Here is a 19,351-nt window from a genome sequence, read left to right on the forward strand (position 1 = left end):
ACGGCAGCTCCGTTCGGCATCAGGTTGACAACTTCAGCAGCTGTTCTTACTGCGCGGTCTTGTCCGATGGATATTGCAAAGAATCGCGCAACAGATATCCCATCGGCATATTCAGATTGCTGCCCTTGGGACCGTTCGGCTGGGTGAACCAGTAGCTATAGGTCTTTTGCAATTCACCGTCGTTGACCAGGCGCACCATCTCGCGATCCACCAGTTTCTTGAAGGCTGGATCATCCTTGCGCAACATCAGCGAATACGGTTCGATCGACAACGGATCGCCCAGGACCGCATACGCCGCAGGATTCTTTGCGGTCGAGCGCAAGCTATACAGCAGCACGTCGTCCATCGCATAAGCGTCGGCCTTGCCCTGCTCGACGAAGGCAAACGCTTCGGCGTCGTCCTTGGCTTCCAGCACCTTGATATTCAGCGAGCGCACGTTGCTGCGTTCGTTGACCAGATCGATAGTGGTGGTGCTCTTGGTAGTCGCGATGGTTTTGCCGCGCAGGTCGGCCCAGTTCTTGATGCCGCTGCCGGTCTTGACGATCATGCGCACGCTGGAAAAGAAATGCGGGACGGTGAAGGCGACGCGCGTGCGGCGTTCGGCGTTATTGGTGGTCGAGCCGCATTCCATGTCGGCTTTGCCTTCGATAATGCTGGAAAAGCGGGTAGCCGAATCGACCGCCAGATACTGCACTTTCAGATTCGGCAACTTCAGCTCGCGTTTTACCGCCTCTGCGATCTTTTGACACATGTCGATTGAATAACCGACGATCTGCTTATTCTCATTAGTGTAAGAAAAGGGCGCGGTTTCCCGATAGGCAAACGTCATGGTCTGGCTATCGCGAATCTTGCCGAGGGTGTCGCCCGCATTTGCAGCCAGCGGCGCCAAAATACAAAACAAAGTCAAACCGTGCTTGATCACATCACGCATAACAAAAGCTCCAATGAGTCGCTGCCGGCCGCCGGCAATGCCGGGCGGCCGGAAAATAAGTTAAGGAGCAAATTTCCCCGCGACAATATATCAGTACTTTTGACGCTTGCGGTGCATGTTACAAATTGCCTGGATCAATTTATCGTAGCCTTTCCGGCAACTGATCCCAGCGCAAACGCCGCGCAGGACAGCTTATGACCGGGCGGAGTAAAACCGGTATATCGCTTGATAAGGTATGCGTGCTTCTTTGCCAAGTTGCGCTTGATCGCAGCCATCCGCCGGCGCTTTGCCGCCTACGGTCTGCAAGCGCTGGATGCTTTGCGTCAGGCCGAAGACACCCGCCCCGGAAGTTGATTTTGCGCTGAGCAGCAACCACGGAATGGCGCTGGCGTCAGGGCCGGGGTTCTGCGCCTGCAGCGCGCCAACCACCTTGCTGCCGTCGGTCGATTCCCAGGTCGGGCCGGCGTAGTGATGGCCGATCTTTTTGCCGTCGCGGTCGAACAGATCGGCCTGCGGCGCCACGAAGCGCCATTCGAATTGAGAGGCGTCGGTTTTTGCAACGGCGCATTGATAAATTTGCACGCCGCTGGCCTGCACTTCCAGCGACAGGGTCTGGGGCGGCGCCACATTGAGATTGTCGGGAACCATGATCGGCGTCGCGCCTGGCGCGCCGGCGCATGCAACCAGCAAGGGTGCGCACCATGTTGCGACTGCCAGGCCTAGCATTTTCCTTGCCATTTTGCTTCCTCCAGAAAGTTTGGTGTATGTCGCGGGCCTATTGTAAAACGCTACGCAAGAGTCATCTGGGGTCGGAGTCAACTTTCGCAGTGTTTCATCGCGAAACTTGACTCCGACCCCACATGACGGATTCGGAGAAAGACAGAACACACTACGTGGTTTTGTTCTTTTTAACGATGAGCCAGTACTCCGTGGCCCGCTAAGTGGGGTCAGAGTGAAGTTTCTGCAAAAAGCGCGCAGAAAGTTCACTCTGACCCCAGTTAGCTGCGTTTGTCAGGCGCACTGGAAAACCTGGCTCAGGCGCGGCTCTTGAACCATGCTGCGGTAGCGGCGTCGGCGGGGAAGAATGACTCAATCCGCAACTCGTGCACGGTGACATCGTGCGGCGTGCCCATGGTGGCGATCGAGGTGAACAGATTCAATTCGACCTCATCCTTCTTGATCGTCATCGCCAGGAACGGTAAGACGCGCGTGTCGAGATTCGGCGTTTGGGTGGCGGCCTTGACGCCGGGCAGCGCCAGCAATTGCTCAAGCAGATTGGTCGCCTCGCTACCCGGGCCGTCGCTCATGGCTTCGCGCTGTATCCAGTGCAACAGATCGGCGCTGACGTCTTGCCAGTTGACCAGGTATTTGCGGATGGCTTGCGGATCCAGCATCAGCTTCAAGACGTTGACGCCTTCACGCGGAATCGGCTGGTTTTCCGGCATATCCAGCAGCCACCTGATCAGCATGGCGGCCGGGCCGTTGCTCATCACCAGGTTCCATAAGCGATCCACCACCAGCGCCGGATAAGGCACTTGCTGGGCCAGCATGAAATCCAGCGCCTGCTTGACCGACGCCAATTCCGGATCAGACAATTTTCGCTCCTGATAGGCGGGCGCGAAACCCGCCGCCAACAACATCACATTGCGCTGGCGCAGCGGAATATCGAGCGTCGTGCCTAATTTAAGGATCAGTTCCCGGCTCGGTTGCGAACGCCCGCTTTCCAGGAAACTGATGTGGCGCTGCGAGATATGGCTTTCGGTCGACAGCCGCAACTGACTATAGCCGCGTTTGCCGCGCCAATAGCGCAATGCTGCGGCGAAGTCGTTGAAGTAGCGATTCCGCGCAGCCTGCTCTGCCTGTGGTTTCGCTACGGCCTGTTTTGCCACGAGTTGCGGTGCACCCATAAGTTGTCTCCGAAGAATTACCGGGCAGTGTATCCCGGTATCGCAGGAGCTGTCGGCAGTTCAATCCAGACAGCTTCAAGCTGGCAAATTCATCGCATCCAGGAAGCCGGTGACGCTGCTGATGCGTCCGTCTTCCGCCACCACCACGATGTCGGTGCCGTAAGCCACCGGCTCGGCGCCATCGGCCGCCAGCGCCCAGGAAAAACGGACCACGTCGTTATGGCCGTCTGGCTTGCCATGCAATCTGAAACGCAGCCCCGCGAATTGCTGTTGCACCGCGCCTATCATGGCGTCCAGCCCGTCATGGCCGGCGTTACGCATCATCGGATCGACATAGGTGGCTTGCGGGGTGAAGACCGCCGCTATCAGCGCGCGGCGGCGTACTGCATCTGCTTCGTCCCAGGCTGCGATATAGCGGCTGGCGATGGCGGCGGCCTCATTGGCAACATCTTGTTCAGTATTTTTTGCGCTAGTGGTGCTGGTCATGATCGTGCTCCTTCAAGGATAGATGGGTTCGGAGAGTTTGTTTTGTCGTTGTCGACAGTTGCATTCTCCACGCTACCCAGAGCACGGTCGATTACGTCTCAGGTAATCAAATGGATCACAGATAGAGCGGCGCAGCAGCTAGCGAAATCCGGGAGTAAGATGGCCGCCTCACCCCCAGAGGAAAACGTCCGCATGTCCAATTCATTGTCTTCCTGGATCTTCGCTTTGCTGCTGAGCACCGCATTTTCCGCCGCCACGGCGCAAACCGCTCCTGCCGCACCGGCTTACGGCCCTGAATTGCAGGGCTTCGCCTATCCCTATGAACTGAAACATTACGCCTTCGAATCGCAAGGGCGGCAGTTGCAGATGGGTTATATGGATGTTGCCGCCAGCGGCGCCGGCACCGGCAACGGCCGCACCGTGGTTCTGATGCATGGCAAGAATTTCTGCGGCGCGACCTGGGAACAAACGATCGCGGCCTTGAGCAGCGCCGGCTACCGAGTGGTTGCGCCGGACCAGATCGGTTTTTGCACATCGAGCAAACCTGAGCATTATCAATATTCGTTCCAGCAACTCGCCAGCAACACCCACGCTTTGCTGGAACAGCTAGGCATCCGCCAGGCTATCATCGTCGGCCATTCCACCGGCGGCATGCTAGCCACTCGTTACGCCCTGCTGTATCCGCAGCAGGTGACGCAATTGGTGATGGTCAATCCGATCGGCCTGGAAGACTGGAAAGCGCTGGGCGTGCCTTATCGCACGGTCGATCAGTGGTATCAACGGGAATTGAAGCTGAGTGCCGACAGCCTGCGGAAATATGAACAGACTACTTATTACGTCGGCCGCTGGAAGCCGGAATATGAACGCTGGGTGACTATGCTGGCGGGGCTTAACCAGGGGCCGGGCCATGCGCTGGTGGCGTGGAATTCGGCACTGATCTACGACATGATTTTCACTCAGCCGGTGGTCTATGAATTCAAGGATCTCAGCATGCCGGCGCTGCTGCTGATCGGCGATGCAGACACCACCGCCATCGGCAGCGATGCGGCGTCAGCGGCGGTAAGGGCGAAAATCGGCCAGTACAAGCTGCTGGGCAAACAGGTAGCCAGACTAATTCCGCAAGCCACCCTGATCGAGTTTAGCGGGCTGGGCCATGCGCCGCAGATGGAACAGCCGGCTGAGTTTCATAAAGCCTTGCTGGAGTGGCTGGCCAAGCATTATTGAGAAAGAGTCATCTGGGGTCAGAGTCAACTTTCGCAGTGCTTCATCGCGAAACTTGACTCTGACCCCACATGACGGATTCGGAGAAAGACAGGGCGCACTACGTGGTCTTGTTCTTTTTAATGATGAGGCAGGTACTCCGTGGCCCGCTAAGTGGGGTCAGAGTGAAGTTTCTGCAAAAAGCACGCAGAAAGTTCACTCTGACCCCAGTTAGCTGCGTCTGTTTAGCGCAAACCGGGCAAGAGTTTCGCATTCAATTATCGGCTTGCTTCACCTTCCCCATTTGCCACAGCAGGAAACTATAGATATCGGCAGACAACGCATAACGCTGGGTGGCGGTGCTGCCTATGCCGTGGCCGGCTTGCATGTCGAGCCGCAACAGGATCGGCTTGCCGCTATTGGTCGCTGCCTGCAGGCGCGCCGCCGTCTTCGCGCTGTGCCAGACGTCGACCCGCGGATCGTTCATGCCGTGCACCAGCATCACCGCCGGATAAGCCGTGTTGTCCTTGATGTTGTGGTAGGTGCTCATTTCCAGCAGTGCCGGAAATTCGGCCGGGTTCTTGGCGCTGCCGTACTCGGAGATGTTGGTAATGCCGTTGGCGCTATCTTCCGCCCGCACCGCATCCATGATGCCGACATTGAAAATGGCGGCGGCAAACAACTGCGGCGCGGTAGTCACCGTACGGCCGACAAAAATGCCGCCGGCGCTGGTGCCCATTATCCCCAGGGTCTTGGGTGTGGCGTAGCCTTCAGCGATCAGATATTCGGCGCAAGCCACGCCGTCTTTCCAGGTATTCGATTTGGTGGCTTTGAAACCGGCCCGATACCAATCGTCGCCGTAGACGCCGCTGCCGCGCACATTCGCGTAGGCCAGCACCCCACCCTGCTCGATCCAGGCCATGGCGGCCGGCGAGAAGCCTGCGGTTTGCGAATGGCCGTAGGCGGCGTAAGCGTTGAGCAAGGTCGGATTGCTGCCGTCGCGCTTGAGGCCTTTCTTGTAGAGCAAGGTCATCGGCACTAGCGCGCCGTCGTAGCTCGGCAACTTGACGTCGGCCACTTCCACCTCTGGCAGATTGGGCATAGTCGGGTTGACGCGCAGGCCGGCGTCGGCCGATACATTACCTTTGAGAAGCAAGGTGCGCGGCAACTGGGTCCAGCCGCTCAGGGTGTACAACACATCGCTATAAACATGGGCCGGATCGTGGTGCACGCTGGCGGCGCCCTTGAACGGCAGGCTGATGTTTTTTCCTTGAGTGTCTCCCGCCGCATAGCGCCGCAGCACAATCGACGTGCCTTCCCGGACTTCGCCGATCAGCGCATTATGGGTCAAGGAGAATTTCTCCAGCACGGCATCCTTCGGCGCTGTGGCAACCTCACGCGCCAGCTTCAGGTCAGGATGGCGCAGATCGAGTTTCAGGACACGGTTGCGCGGCGCGCCGGCGTGCGTCAGCAGATACAAGTCATTGCCTTTCAGTTCAACCTCGGTGATCTTGTCGTCAAAGCTGGAGATCTTTTTCCACGCCACCGTCGGTTTGTCCAGATCCGCGACCTCGGCGACAAACAGGAAACCCTCAGGCAAGGTGGTGTCTGTAGTCCGTGCAATCATCCAGCGGCTGCCGGGATTGAAGATGATGGCGCCGACATCCAGCCGCGCCAGGCCGAGGCCGGTGGTGACGGTCGGGCCGAACACCGGCTTGGCCTCAGCGGCAGCAGCGCCAAGCTTGAGCCACATGACTTTGCTATCGAGATAGGTCTCGGACTCGGCATCACCCGGCTTGAGAACCTTGAGCTGGTTGAAGGTAAGCGACTTGCTGTCAGGCAGCCAGCCCAGCAGGGCTTCGTGCACACGCGGAATCGGCTCGCCGACGGTTTTGCCGCTTTGCACATCGAGGATATACAGCGAAGCATCTTCCGAGCCGCCGGCCGATACGCCATAGGCCACGTGCTTGCCGTCCCAGGCCGGCACGAAATAATTGATGGCGTGCGGCACGCCGGTGCGCTTGGCGTCCAGCTCCGGATCGACCAGCACCCGCTCGGGAGCTTGCAGGCCGTCACGCATCACCAGCTTGAATTGTTTTTCATCCTTGGCGCGCTTGAGGTAGTACACCTGGTTGCCCGGCATGCGTGTCACCGAGCGGATGTCATCGCCGGTGGCGGCGGAGATTTCGGCGATGCGCTGCTCCAGCTTGCCGCGCAGTTCTATCCGGTCCAGTTGCGCGCGGGCGTCGGCGCCCTGTTCTTTTAGCCAGGCTTGCACCTTGGGATCTTTCACATTTTCGAAATAGCGATAGGGATCTTGCACTGTCACGCCATGCAAGACTTCGGTGACTTCCTCCACCGGGGCAAGCGTAACCGCGTGCGCGGCGAACGGCGCAATCATCGATGCGGTGGCCAGCATCAGACAGGGAATGGCAAGATAAGAACTCGGGAACAATCGATTCATGAATAGCTGCCCTATGTAAATTGATAAGAAAATAAAAAAACGATTAGCGTTTTTTAGATGCGCCTATGCCCCATTGCGACAACATCCACGCCATTTCAAATGCTCTTTCCTTGATGGCGTCATAGCGGCCGGAAGCGCCGCCGTGGCCGGCGCCCATATTCACTTTGAGCAGCAGCGGATGGTGGTCGGTTTTCATGGCGCGCAGTTTGGCGACGTATTTGGCCGGCTCCCAATACATGACCTGGCTATCGTTCAAGCCAGTGGTGACCAGCATCGCCGGATAAGCCTTGCGCTCGATATTGTCGTAGGGCGAGTAGCTGCGCATGTAATCGTAGGCCGGCTTCTGGTTGGGATCGCCCCATTCCAGGTATTCGCCGGCGGTCAACGGCAGGCTGGCGTCGAGCATGGTGCTTATTACGTCGACGAAAGGCACCGCGGCGTGCACGGCGTGGAACAGGTCCGGGCGCAGATTGACGACCGCGCCCATCAACAGGCCGCCGGCGCTGCCGCCTTCGATGATCAGATGTTGCGGGCTGGTCCAGCCTTGCTGGATCAGATATTCGGCGCTGTCGATGAAATCGTAGAAGGTGTTTTTCTTGTGCATCAGCATGCCGTCGTCATGCCAGTGCTCGCCCATGTCGTTGCCGCCGCGGATGTGCGCTTCGGCATACACCACGCCACGATCGAGCAGGCTGATGCGGCTGTTGGAGAACCCCGCGTCGGCCGGTATGCCATACGAGCCGTAGGCGTACAACAGCAATGGCGCCGAGCCGTCCAGCTTGAGGCCCTTTTTGGCAACCGTCCAGAGCGGTACCTGGACGCCGTCGCGTGCGCTTGCCCAGAGGCGTTTGGTTTCATACAGAGTCGGATCGTAGCCGGGCACTTCCTGTTGTTTCAACAGCTCGCGCTGGCCGCTCGCCATGTCGATATCGAACACCGTCGGCGGCGTCACCGGCGACTCGTACATCAGGCGGTAACGGTGCGAGGTGAATTCCGGTGTGCCGCCCGCATGCGAGCTGTACACAGCTTCGTCGAACTGCAGCGTGCGCCAGCTACGGTCGGCGAAATTGTAGATGCGCGTACGCTCCTGGGCGTCGGCCTTTTCGCTGACGACCAGGAAATCGCGGAACAGTTCGAAGGCTTCCAGCAAGACCTTGGGGTCGTGGCCGATCAATTCTTGCCAGTGGGCCGAGTCTGGGGTTGCCAGCGGCGCCGTCACCAAGCGGAAATTCTTGGCGTTCTGGTTGGTCAGGATGAACAGTTCGCCGTCGCGATGATCGACGCTGTAGCGATGGCCGGTTTCACGTCCCAACACCGAATGGAAACTGCCTTCCGGCTGATCGGCCGGCAGCAGGCTGACTTCGCTAGTGTCGGTGCTGTGGGCGCCGAGCTCAATGAATTTGCGATCGCTGCTGTGGTCGACGTCGAGATTGAATTGCTCTACCGCTTCGCGATACACCTCGACCGGCTTGCTGCCCAGCTTGAGGCGCGACAATAGATCGGAACGCTTGGTGGTGGCGTCTTCCTGTACCAGGAATAAGGTCTGGCTATCCGCGGCCCATGCCAGGCTGGTCACGCGCTCGACCGTATCGGCCAGCAATTTGCCGTTACTGAGATCCTTGATGTGCAACTGGTATTGACGGTAACCGACGGTGTCGGTGGAGTAGGCCAGGTAACGGTCGTCAGGGCTGACCTCGAAACTGTCGACTTCAAAGAATTCCTTGCCCTTTGCCAGCTGGTTTTCATCCAGCAGGATTTCTTCGCTGGCGCTGGCGTCGTAGGCAAAATCTGCTGCTTCATTGGCGCGGCGGCGGCAGATGATCGGGTACTGCTGGCCGGCTTCGGTGCGGCTGTAATAGTAGAAATTGCCACGCCGGGTCGGCACCGACAGATCGGTTTCTTTCATGCGGCCCTTGATTTCGCCGTAGAGTTTTTTCGACAGCGGCGCCAGCTCCTTGGTCATGGCCTGGGTATAGGAATTTTCCGCCTTCAGGTAAGCGATCACCTTGGGGTTGGTTTTTTCACGCAGCCAGTGATAGTCGTCAGTGACGACTTCGCCGTGGCGGGTTTCCTGCCAGGGCTGTTTGGCGGCGATCGGCGGCGTTGGAGCGGAGGCGGCAAGGGCGGTAGTGGATGTCATCAGGGCCAGGAAAAATGCGCCGAAGCGAGCGGCGAGTTGTTGAAGAAAAGACATATAGTACAGATCCTTCTTTTGAATTGTTGTTCGCAGCTAAAATATCGGGCAAACGCTTTATGCAGGATCGCACATCATGACATCGCCGCGGCAAGAGTCATCTGGGGTCAGAGTCAACTTTCGCAGCGCTTCATCGCGAAACTTGACTCTGACCCCACATGACGGGTTCGGAGAGAGATAGAGCGCATTCGGCGGTTTTGTTCTTTTTTAACAATGAGGCAGGTACTCCGTGGCCCGCTAAGTGGGGTCAGAGTGAAGTTTCTGCAAAAGGCCCGCAGAAAGTTCACTCTGACCCCAGTTAGCTGCGTTTGTTAAGCGCATTGTCATGTTTCATGAAACTCTCAATAGAACTCATTTCATCGATATCCTCTGCTGCCTCGCCAACCCATCTCTGATTCAAAGGCTGTCATGTCTCCAATCCAACAAGCTTTGTCCGGCACCGCGTCTGACGCTGCTACCATCCTGGCCACACGCCGCAAAGCCGGTATCCAGGGCGCTCGCCTGCCGTTGCATTTGCGGCCGCTGGATGCCGAGGCGGCGCTGGCGATACAGGCGCTGGTAAGCGAGCAACTTGGCGATAAGATAAGCGCCTGGAAGTGCGGCTTGCCGGCCGATGGACAGCCGGTGTTGGCGCCAATTTACGCCAACACCGTCTGTCGCAGCAAGCCATGTGTCGCATGGGCACATGAGGGCCAGGTCCGAGTCGAGCCAGAACTGGCTTTTGTCCTTGCGCGGGATTTACCGCCGCGCGCGTTACCCTACTCAGTGGCGGAAATCGACGCCGCCATCGGCAGCACCCATCTTGCGCTCGAACTGATCGACAGCCGCTACAGCGATCCGGAGCAAGCGGGATTTATTGAAAACCTGGCGGATGGGCTACTCAACCAGGGACTGTACCTCGGCCCTCAAGTGGATGCGGAGCGTGCGCTTAATATCGCCACAGCCACCGAACTGGCGATCCGTGTCAGCACCGAAACCAAGGAAACCACCCAGCTGCAAGGCCGCCATCCCGCCGGCAATCCGCGCGCCCCGTTGTATTGGCTGTCGGAATTCCTGCGCAGCAGAGGCCAGGGACTGCAAGCCGGGCAAGCCATCATCACCGGTTCCTATGCCGGCAGTTTCGAGCTGCCTGTGGCGCAAGATATCGCTATCCAATATGGCGACCTGGGCGAACTGAGCGTTCGCTTTTCAGCGAGATGAATTCTGCTGCAAATTCGGTCGGCCATTTCCGCCCGCGCCTGACACTGCAAACCCTGGGCCGCGGCGACGGCCTGCTGGGAATGCGGCCTTCCGGCCCGTTCGGGCCGCGTGGCCCCAACGTCACGGTGGCGCAAATCACCTGGACCTATGTCACCGATGACGGCTTGCAGTGGGAAACCGCCGCGCCAACCACGCTGTTGAACCGGCGCCCGGCTTCATCGCAAACGGTTGAAGACAGCCAAGGCCGGCGGCTGTTGCTGCGCGACCTCGGCGCCGAAGCCGACGCCCTCGATCTGGTATGGGAACTGGGCCTGCATCCGCTGCCCGGCGATACCCTGCAGTGGCGCACGGATAGCGCGGCGCAAGCGGCAGAGCAGACCCTGGCCTCGCTCTGGACCTTGGTGCAAGAAGATTTCTTCGGCGATTTCTGGGCCGAGCAGTTGCCCGCTTTACAGGCCAAGGGCTGGGCCATCGTAGTCCGCCCCGGTTTTGCGCACGAGAGTGTGGCGGTAGATGCCTGGCATCTGATCGTCAGCGCCGCCACCGGCGAAGTGCTGGGCAAACAAGTGGCGGCGCGCATGCGTGGCCGCGAGCAGACGGTGACGGCCCTCGGCCTGCCGGTTGGCGAAGGCTCGTGGCTGCTGACCCTGGGTATCGAAATCGATGGCGAAATGCTGGACCTGGTGCCGCTGCTGGCACACCTGCTGCAACGCGACGCGCGCTGGCTGGACGCCAGACAGATCGCCTTGATCGACGATCACGCCTTGATCATGTTGCGAGCGCCAGGCGGTAAGCGGATTGAAGCGCTGGCGGCGCCGCTCAAGGCGATAGTCGGCAGCATGCTGGAATTGCTGACCGATCCGCTGCGCAAAGAAGGGCCGCTAACGCTGTCCTCCTGGGACGCCTATCGTTTCGAAGCCATGCGCCAGAGCTTGCTGGATACCCAGCGCGAACGCGCCGGCGTCCACGGCGGCTGGCAATTGCAGGGCGACAGCGGCCTGCGCGCGCTGGCGCAACGGCTGCAAGGCGCCGGCGCGCCGCAAGCCGTTGCTGCGCCGGCCGGCCTCGGCGTCACCTTGCGCCCCTATCAATTGCACGGGGTAGCGTGGCTGCAGTATCTGCGCGAACATCACCTGGCCGGCATCCTGGCGGACGACATGGGCTTGGGCAAAACCGCGCAAGCGCTGGCGCATCTGCTGATCGAAAAACAGGCCGGCCGTCTCGACCTGCCGGCGCTGGCGGTGCTGCCGACCTCGCTGATATTCAACTGGCAAGCCGAAGCCAGACGCATGGCGCCCAACCTGCGCGTACTGGCCCTGCAAGGGCCTGAACGGCAACGCGATTTTCCGCGCATGGCGGAGTACGACCTGATACTCACCACCTACCCGCTGCTGTGGCGCGACCGTTCCGCACTGGAGGCCCAGCCTTTCCACATGCTGATCCTGGATGAAGCGCAAACCGTCAAGAACGCCACCGCCCGCAGCGCCGGCGCGGTGCGGCGCTTGCGCGCGCGGCATCGCTTGTGCATCACCGGCACGCCGCTGGAAAATCATCTGGGTGAACTGTGGACCCAGTTCGATTTCCTGATGCCAGGTTTCCTCGGCGATATACGCAGCTTCGCGCGTTTGTGGCGCCAGCCGATCGAAATCGGCGGTGAAACTTTGCGCGCACAGCTGCTGGCGCAACGGGTCAGGCCGTTCATCCTGAGACGCCGCAAGGACGAGGTGGCGAGCGAACTGCCGCCGCGCAGCGAAGCCATCAAGCGCGTGCAACTGCAAGGGCAGCAACGCGATCTCTACGAAAGTGTGCGTCTGGCCGCCGACGAACAGGTGCGCGGTGTCCTCAAACGCAAAGGCTTCGCCGGCGGCCAAATCACGATTCTGGACGCCTTGCTAAAACTGCGGCAAGTCTGCTGCGACCCCTTCCTGCTGAAAGGCATGGCGCACCCAGACAACATGGAACGCGCCAAACTGGAACTGCTGCGCGACATGCTACCGGCCCTGGTAGACGAAGGCCGGCGCATCCTGGTGTTTTCCCAATTCACCGAAATGCTGGACCTGATCGCCAGCGAACTCGACATCTTGCAACTACCCTGGCTGGCCCTGACCGGCAAGACACCGCCGGCAAAACGCGGCGAGCTGGTAGCGCAATTCCAAAGCAAAACCGTGCCGCTGCTGCTGGTCAGCCTCAAAGCCGGCGGCGTCGGCCTCAACCTGACCGCAGCCGACACCGTGATCCACATCGACCCCTGGTGGAACCCCGCGGTACAAGAACAAGCCACCGCCCGCGCCCACCGCATCGGCCAGCAGCAAACCGTGTTTGTCTACAAGATAGTAGTCGAAGGCAGTATCGAAGAACGCATCATCGAACTGCAGGCGCGAAAGGCGGCGCTGGCGGAAGGCGTGCTGGGCAGCGATGCGGCGCTGGCGACCAAGTTCAGCAGTGAGGATTTGCAGTTGCTGCTGGCGCCTTTGGTTTGATTGCAAACGCTTGGCTAAGCGGATGCAACGATATTTACTCCGTGGCCCGCTAAGTGGGGTCAGAGTGAAGTTTCTGCAAAAGGCGCGCAGAAAGTTCACTCTGACCCCAGTTAGCTGCGCGGGGTTGTTTTTGACGTTGCGTTTGACGTACCCCGCATTGGGACGTTGCCAAATGTAGCGGGTGTCAGTCGGGAATTGTGGGAGGACATGTCTGAGCGTAGCGAGTTGGTCCTCACACCCGACTGGCACCCGCTACATTTGGGGACCTGACCGAAGGGAAGGCAACGGCTTTGCGGTCGCCTTTTCTTTGCGTACTTTCTTTTGGCGAAGCAAAAGAAAGTACGTAGCTGCCGGGCTACCCCCGGCGTGCATCCACGGAGTAGCAAACGTTTTAAGTAACGACGACCGTTCATCGGATGCAACGATATCTGCTCCGTGGCCCGTTAAAAGGGGTCGGAGTAATTTTCGCAAAAAGCCGCGAAAAAAAACTCCGACCCCATTTAACTACTTTCCTCGGATCGCCCATCCGGCGCCAGTGGTAAGATGACAGCCCTACAAGCCAGAACCCGGCTTCCCTCACAAGTTGTCAAGGCCCGCCGTCATGTCATTTTCCTCACTGGGTCTGTCCCCCGCCATCCTCCACGCCATCAGCGAACGCGGTTACACCACGCCAACCCCGATCCAGATCGCAGCCATCCCGGCAATCCTGCGCGGCGGCGATGTCCTGGCGGCAGCGCAAACCGGTTCCGGCAAGACTGCGGCATTCGCCTTGCCGCTGCTGCAACTATTGCAAGACAGCCCCAGCCAGAAGCCGCGCCGGCTACACACCCTGATCCTGGTCCCCACCCGCGAACTGGCGCAGCAGACCGCCGCAGCCATCCAAGCCCTAGCCCAGGCCAATCCGCAAACGCTAAAAATCGCAGCCCTGTTCGGCGGCGTATCAATCAATCCGCAAATGATGGATCTGCGCGGCGGCGCCGATATCGTAGTGGCAACACCAGGTCGCTTACTCGATCTGATCGAACACAACGCCCTCAGCATCGGCGCCGTAGCAGCACTGGTGCTGGACGAAGCCGACCGCTTGCTGGACATGGGATTTACGGATGAGATCGGGCGCATCCTGGCGCTGTTGCCCAAACAACGCCAGAACCTGTTTTTCTCGGCGACGTTTCCACCCGCAGTGCATGCGCTCGCCACCAGGATGCTGCAGCAACCGACCCGGATCGCCATCCCGTCGCTGGAGCAAAACCAACCGTCCATCCAGCAACGCGCGATACAAGTCGACGCCGGCCGCCGCACGCAATTGCTGCGCCATCTGCTGAAAGAAAACGATTGGGGCCGGGTGCTGGTTTTTGTCGCCACCAAATATGCGGCGGAGCATATTGCAGAAAAACTGCAGCGGGCAGGCGTCAAGGCTGCCGCCTTTCATGGTGAATTCAGCCAAGGCGCGCGCGATGAGGTATTGGCAGCATTCAAGGCCAGCAAACTGCAAGTGCTGGTCGCCACCGACGTTGCCGCCCGCGGAATAGACATTGCACAATTGCCGGTAGTCTTGAACTACGACTTACCGCGCTCAGCGGTGGATTACACGCACCGCATCGGCCGCACCGGCCGCGCCGGCAAAAGCGGCATCGCCATCAGCTTCATCAGCGCCGATACCGAAGCCCATTTCCGCCTCATAGAAAAACGTCATCACCTGAAATGCGAGCGCGAGCAGATTGCCGGTTTTGAACCTGTCGTAACCGAGGCTGCAGCTAACGCCCCGAGTGCTGGATCAGCCACCGACGTATCCAATGGCGGTATCAAAGGCAAGCGCAAGAGTAAGAAAGACAAGTTGCGTGAAGCGGCAGCGCGTGATTTGCCAGACTAAGCGATCCCGCAAAAAATGCGCCGCCAGCTCGACATCCGGGCCATATCAACCCGCCTAATCCGCCTGTAATTGCCTGATGACTGCCAGCTCCTCGACCATTTGTGCGCGGCGCGTTTCCAGATCGTAGCGCGATTGCAGGCTGGACCAGAAATCTGCTGACATGCCGAAATATTGACCAAGACGCAACGCCATGTCTGGCGTGATGGCCCGGCCATGCTCGATGATTTCGTTGATACGCCATGACGGCACATACACGGCTTTTGCCAAGGCACACTGACCGATATTCATCGGCAAGAGAAACTCTTGATTGAGAATTTCACCGGGTGTTGCAAGGGTAATTTTTCTAGTCATGGCGAACCTTATCCAGAATATTGGCTTTGACTAGTAGCTTAAATGATCTTTAGTTTCAATTAAAGCAATTTTCTCTAAGGTATATCGGAACAAAGTATTCAACTCAATTGAGTTTCACATAGCGATAAATTACACTCTCGCCTGCGTGACACAATCACGGCCTTACCCGTTTGCCGGCGCCAACCTGCCACAAACACCCGTAGCACCGACCTTAACCCTAGAGAACAACGGAAAACCATAAGCCGCCCTACCCGGACGAGTGAATGCTATCCGCACGGAGCCAAAAGCATGAGTACCTTCATTTTTAATGAATCGAATTTCGATAACCACGAACAAGTAGTCTTCGTTTCCGAAGAAAAATCCGGCCTTAGAGGCATCATCGCTGTCCACAACACCAATCTCGGCCCGGCCATGGGCGGTTGCCGCATGTGGGATTACGCCAGCGAAGCCGTCGCCGTCAACGATGTGCTGCGTTTGTCGCGCGGCATGACCTACAAGAATGCGGTTGCCGGCCTGCCCATCGGCGGCGGCAAGAGCGTTATCATCGGCAATCCTAAAACCGCCAAGACACCGGCCCTGTTCGAAGCCATGGGCGAAGCCTTGGAACGCCTGGGCGGCCGTTACATCACGGCGGAAGACGTCGGCACCAGCCCGGCCGATATGGCGCATATCGCCACCAAAACCAAATACGTCGCCGGCCTCGGCGCCAGCGGCGATCCGTCGCCGTTCACTGCATTGGGCTGTTTTGTTGGCGCGCAAGCTGCGGTCAAACATTATCTGGGGCGCGATTCGCTGGAAGGTTTGACGGTTGCGGTGCAAGGCTTGGGCAATGTCGGTTACGACTATGCACGCCGCCTGCATGCCGCCGGCGCCAAGCTGATCGTTACCGATATCGACCAGGCCGCACTGGAACACGCACGCACGGAATTGGGCGCTGAAGTGGTGGCGCCTGACGCCATCTATGATGTGCAAGCCGACATCTACGCGCCATGCGCACTGGGCGCCACGCTCAACCCGGCCACCCTGGCGCGCCTGAAAGCCAAGATCGTCGCCGGCGCCGCCAATAACCAGCTGGCCACCGCTGAAGTGGGCGAACTGTTGCGGCGCAAGGAAGTGTTGTACGTACCGGATTTCGTGATCAACGCCGGCGGCATCATCAAGGTTTGCTACGAGTACTACGACAAGCCGGAAGCCGATGTCGAAGCCCATGTTCGCGAAATCGGCGTCACCCTGGCGGAGATATTCAAACGCGCCGACGCTGAAGGTTTGCCTACTAGCGTGGTGGCAGACAAGCTGGCGGAAGCACGCTTCAAGAAATAATGGCGTAGTGCTTCACGCCTGCAGGGCGGAAAGCGTTATACGCTTCCGCCCTGTTTTTTTGCATCATCAAAACGCGTAACGCGCACTCAATTCAACACTACGCGGCGCGCCCGGCAAAATGCCGATATCGTTATTCGACGAAATGTAATAGCGCTTGTCGAACAGGTTTTTCAGATTCAGCGCCAGGCGCCAGCCCTTCTGCGACGGCTGGTAATACGTCGCCAGATCGGTAGTTACAAACCCCGGGATTTTTACGGCGTTATCGATGCTGGCGTAATTGGACCCGCGATAAGTCAGGCCGCCTCCCACCTGCACGCCTGGCAACCATTGATCCAGCGCTTTCAAAGTCCACAAGCTGGCGGTGTGGCGCGGCGCCTGAGCCAGAGTCTTGCCCTGCAACGCCGTCGGCGCAGCCGCCGACGCCAATGGCGAAGTCACGCTGCCGACCGCCTTGGTGACTTTCGCATCCATATAGGAATAGCCGGCGATGATTTGCCAGCCCGGCGTGACTTCGCCGCTAAAGCTCAATTCCACACCTTTCGATTGCTGTTCGCCGACCGGGATCAGGTTGCTGGTATTGGTCGGATCGGTGACTTTGATGTCGGTGCGCGTCAATTGATAAATCGCGGCAGTGAAAGAGGCGCGGCCGTCAAACAAATCCGTCTTGCTGCCGATTTCCAGATTGCGGGTTTTCTCCGGCGCCAGCTGAGCGTTGTTGACCGCCAGCGGCGCACTCTCGCTGGATGGCTGGAACGATTTGCTGAACGAGGCGTAGTAGCTTTGCCAGTTATTCGGTTGCCACACCAGGCCGATGCGCGGCGAGACCGCGTTGTCGGTGCGTTGCAGATCGCGATTGCTAGGCAGCTGGTCGTCGTATTTCTGGCCGAAGCGATCGAAGCGCAAGCCGACCAGCGTCTTGATGCTCGGAGTCCAGCTGGACAAGCTCTGAGCGTAAACGGCAGCGGTGTCCTGGGTTGCCACGCCTTTGGTTTGCAGCGCGGTCTGCACCGTGAACGGCAGATTCTTCAAGACCGGCGCAAACAGCGAAGTGGTGTACACATACGGCGCGGCAGTGGAGTTGTTGATCAGCTGGTATTTGTTTTGCTCGCCGACCTCAAGGCCCACCAGCACTTTGTGCGTGACATCGCCGAGATGCACATCATGCGTCAGTTCGGTCTGGTTGAACCAGCCGTGTTCGTTGCGCTGGATATTGCCGCGCCCGAGCGTGACCGTAGGCGTCGCCAGCAAATCGTTGACCGCGATGATGCGGGTGTGATTGCGGTCCAGCGTGTACTGGTAATAACGCAAGGTGTTGGTCAGCGCCGTATCCTGATCTATGCGCAGCTTGTATTGCGCGGTCGAAGCGCGCATGTCGGACACGGTGTAGTCATTGGAGGCAGCGTTGCGCGCGCCGTAATACAAGGATGGCGCGACGTTCGCCGGCGCACCGCGATAACCCGGCACGCCGAAATCGATGCTGCGATCCTGATGCTGATAGTCGAATTGCAGCAGCAGGCTTTGATTACCGTCCTTCCACAACAGGCTAGGCGACAAGTCGCGATTCTTCAGATAACCCTGATCGCGATAACTGCCGGAATCTTCCAGCGCGCCGTCGAGACGGATCGCCACGGTGTCTGAAACTGGCTGATTGATATTGAAATCGGTACGGCGCAGGTAATGGCTGCCCATCGTCACGCCAATCTCTCCGGACCGGGTGAACGTCGGCTTCTTGGTGATCCGGTTAACCAGACCGCCCGAAGAACCACGGCCGTACAGCACCGCAGCCGGTCCCTTGATGACTTCGATGCGGTCGATGTTATACAGGTCGCGATAATACTGAGCGTCGTCGCGCACGCCATCGAGGAAGATATCGTACAGCGCGGTAAACCCGCGGATCACAAAAGCATCGCGCTGGCCGTCGCCGGTGGCCAGGCCGACGCCGGGAATGTTTTTCATCACATCTTGCAAGCTGCGCGCACCCTGGTCGCGGATCAGTTCTTGCGGGATCACGTTTACGGTCTGCGGCACATCGCGCAGCGGCGCATCGATTTTCAGGCCGGTGGTGGTATTGGCCGGCGCATAACCATCGCCGTGAGCGCGCTCGGCGGTGACGTTGACATCGGGCAGTTGCTGCTGAGCGAAAACAAGTTGGGATTTGACGCCGGCGACGACTGCGCAAGCGGAAGCAATGGCGCGCAAGCGCGTTGAGGTTTTCATGGGGATAGTCAGTGGTGGATCTGCTTCACTGGCTGGCTTGGGATGGCGCTGGCTGGCTAAATGCAGTAGTTAATGAGAATCGTTATTATCTACCAACTGGCACATTTTTTGAGAAAAATACTAATTGTGATTTGCTTGCGTTAGGTTTTTACAACAGCGGCGCTATCCGAAATTACAGTTGCACTCTCCATGGAACGCCAGCCACTTCTATGCAAAATACGTTCTTCGTCTGCATTGGATCGAACCACGGCTAAGGTGGTTAGACCGGCCATAGACGGAAATTTCTCAACGAGCGGCTAGTTTTCCAACGCCTGACGGGCAGGTCTCGACCCACAAGAGCCGTTCAGGTTTTTCGCCCCAATGACAGCAGTGCAGCGACTGCGGCCTTTCGTCGGTGACAGCTTTCGGGTTGCCAATTTTCTTTCAGAACTGAAGTCGTTCGTGACATTCGGTGCGGTGGCAAAGCGCTGTTCTCCTATCTCAACGAGGTTCTCTATCTACGACACGTTGGTTTGGTCGGACACAACGGAGTCGGCAAGACCGCCCTAACACACTGGCTAACGGGTGACGCGGAATCCTCCTGTGGGCGCTAGGCGTCCACTTCGGTGTTGTCGAGAAAGAAAGGGGGGGTCTTGGCTGTACCGACGCACCAGTCACAGAAGCATGACGGCCAATTTTTACCCGGGTATTATTGACACAGCAATTTTACCAGGGTATTATTAGCTCATCCA

13 protein-coding genes are annotated in these 19,351 nt (G+C 58.7%); 5 read left to right on the plus strand and 8 right to left on the minus strand.

Going from position 1 to position 19,351, the window contains the following annotated elements:
• Positions 1–46 precede the first annotated feature (46 nt).
• The 4 genes from VNZ60_RS19675 to VNZ60_RS19690 all read right to left on the minus strand — a co-directional run bounded on the left by VNZ60_RS19675 (position 47) and on the right by VNZ60_RS19690 (position 3,324).
• Positions 47–931 (minus strand): amino acid ABC transporter substrate-binding protein, encoded by an 885-nt coding sequence (locus VNZ60_RS19675; protein ID WP_325662147.1) that lies wholly within the window; start codon positions 929–931, stop codon positions 47–49.
• 192 nt (positions 932–1,123) lie between these two features.
• On the minus strand, positions 1,124–1,669 hold the full coding sequence (locus VNZ60_RS19680) for a DUF3455 domain-containing protein (RefSeq protein WP_325662148.1): 546 nt from the start codon (positions 1,667–1,669) through the stop codon (positions 1,124–1,126).
• A gap of 296 nt (positions 1,670–1,965) precedes the next feature.
• Positions 1,966–2,838 carry a helix-turn-helix domain-containing protein gene (locus VNZ60_RS19685; RefSeq protein ID WP_325662150.1) on the minus strand — a complete coding sequence of 291 codons (873 nt, stop codon included), beginning with the start codon at positions 2,836–2,838 and terminating at the stop codon, positions 1,966–1,968.
• A 75-nt stretch (positions 2,839–2,913) separates the two neighbouring features.
• The gene (locus tag VNZ60_RS19690) at positions 2,914–3,324 is read right to left on the minus strand and encodes a nuclear transport factor 2 family protein (RefSeq protein ID WP_325662162.1); all 411 of its coding nucleotides are present in this window, start codon (positions 3,322–3,324) and stop codon (positions 2,914–2,916) included.
• A 192-nt stretch (positions 3,325–3,516) separates the two neighbouring features.
• Between VNZ60_RS19690 and VNZ60_RS19695 the strand changes: the two genes are divergently transcribed.
• A complete protein-coding gene (locus tag VNZ60_RS19695) occupies positions 3,517–4,548 on the plus strand; it encodes an alpha/beta fold hydrolase (protein WP_325662163.1) in 1,032 nt (343 codons plus the stop codon).
• Between the two features lie 250 nt (positions 4,549–4,798).
• On the opposite strand, the gene VNZ60_RS19700 is transcribed toward VNZ60_RS19695, so the two are convergent.
• Together VNZ60_RS19700 and VNZ60_RS19705 are read right to left on the minus strand one after the other, a co-directional pair.
• Entirely contained in the window at positions 4,799–6,988 is a 2,190-nt protein-coding gene (locus tag VNZ60_RS19700; protein ID WP_325662164.1) for a prolyl oligopeptidase family serine peptidase, read from the minus strand.
• Between the two features lie 43 nt (positions 6,989–7,031).
• Complete coding sequence (locus VNZ60_RS19705; RefSeq protein ID WP_325662165.1) at positions 7,032–9,182, minus strand: S9 family peptidase; 2,151 nt, start codon at positions 9,180–9,182, stop codon at positions 7,032–7,034.
• A 408-nt stretch (positions 9,183–9,590) separates the two neighbouring features.
• Here VNZ60_RS19705 and VNZ60_RS19710 point away from each other — a divergent pair, with 408 nt between their 5' ends.
• The 3 genes from VNZ60_RS19710 to VNZ60_RS19720 all read left to right on the plus strand — a co-directional run bounded on the left by VNZ60_RS19710 (position 9,591) and on the right by VNZ60_RS19720 (position 14,732).
• A complete protein-coding gene (locus VNZ60_RS19710) occupies positions 9,591–10,382 on the plus strand; it encodes a 2-keto-4-pentenoate hydratase (protein WP_325662166.1) in 792 nt (263 codons plus the stop codon).
• A complete protein-coding gene (locus tag VNZ60_RS19715; RefSeq protein WP_325662167.1) occupies positions 10,379–12,862 on the plus strand; it encodes a DEAD/DEAH box helicase in 2,484 nt (827 codons plus the stop codon). The genes VNZ60_RS19710 and VNZ60_RS19715 overlap by 4 nt, the downstream gene beginning before the upstream one ends.
• A 601-nt stretch (positions 12,863–13,463) precedes the next feature.
• A complete protein-coding gene (locus VNZ60_RS19720) occupies positions 13,464–14,732 on the plus strand; it encodes a DEAD/DEAH box helicase (protein ID WP_325662168.1) in 1,269 nt (422 codons plus the stop codon).
• Positions 14,733–14,786: 54 nt separating this feature from the next.
• Here VNZ60_RS19720 and VNZ60_RS19725 read toward each other — a convergent pair whose 3' ends face one another.
• The gene (locus VNZ60_RS19725; protein ID WP_325662169.1) at positions 14,787–15,083 is read right to left on the minus strand and encodes a HigA family addiction module antitoxin; all 297 of its coding nucleotides are present in this window, start codon (positions 15,081–15,083) and stop codon (positions 14,787–14,789) included.
• A 288-nt stretch (positions 15,084–15,371) separates the two neighbouring features.
• On the opposite strand from VNZ60_RS19725, the gene VNZ60_RS19730 reads away from it, so the two are divergent.
• Positions 15,372–16,403 carry a Glu/Leu/Phe/Val family dehydrogenase gene (locus VNZ60_RS19730; RefSeq protein WP_325662172.1) on the plus strand — a complete coding sequence of 344 codons (1,032 nt, stop codon included), beginning with the start codon at positions 15,372–15,374 and terminating at the stop codon, positions 16,401–16,403.
• A 66-nt stretch (positions 16,404–16,469) separates the two neighbouring features.
• Here VNZ60_RS19730 and VNZ60_RS19735 read toward each other — a convergent pair whose 3' ends face one another.
• Positions 16,470–18,620: a TonB-dependent receptor gene (locus VNZ60_RS19735; RefSeq protein WP_325662174.1), complete on the minus strand. Its 2,151-nt coding sequence runs from the start codon at positions 18,618–18,620 to the stop codon at positions 16,470–16,472.
• Positions 18,621–19,351: the final 731 nt, after the last annotated feature.

It is taken from the genome of Collimonas sp., assembly GCF_035566375.1.
Classification (GTDB): domain Bacteria; phylum Pseudomonadota; class Gammaproteobacteria; order Burkholderiales; family Burkholderiaceae_D; genus Collimonas.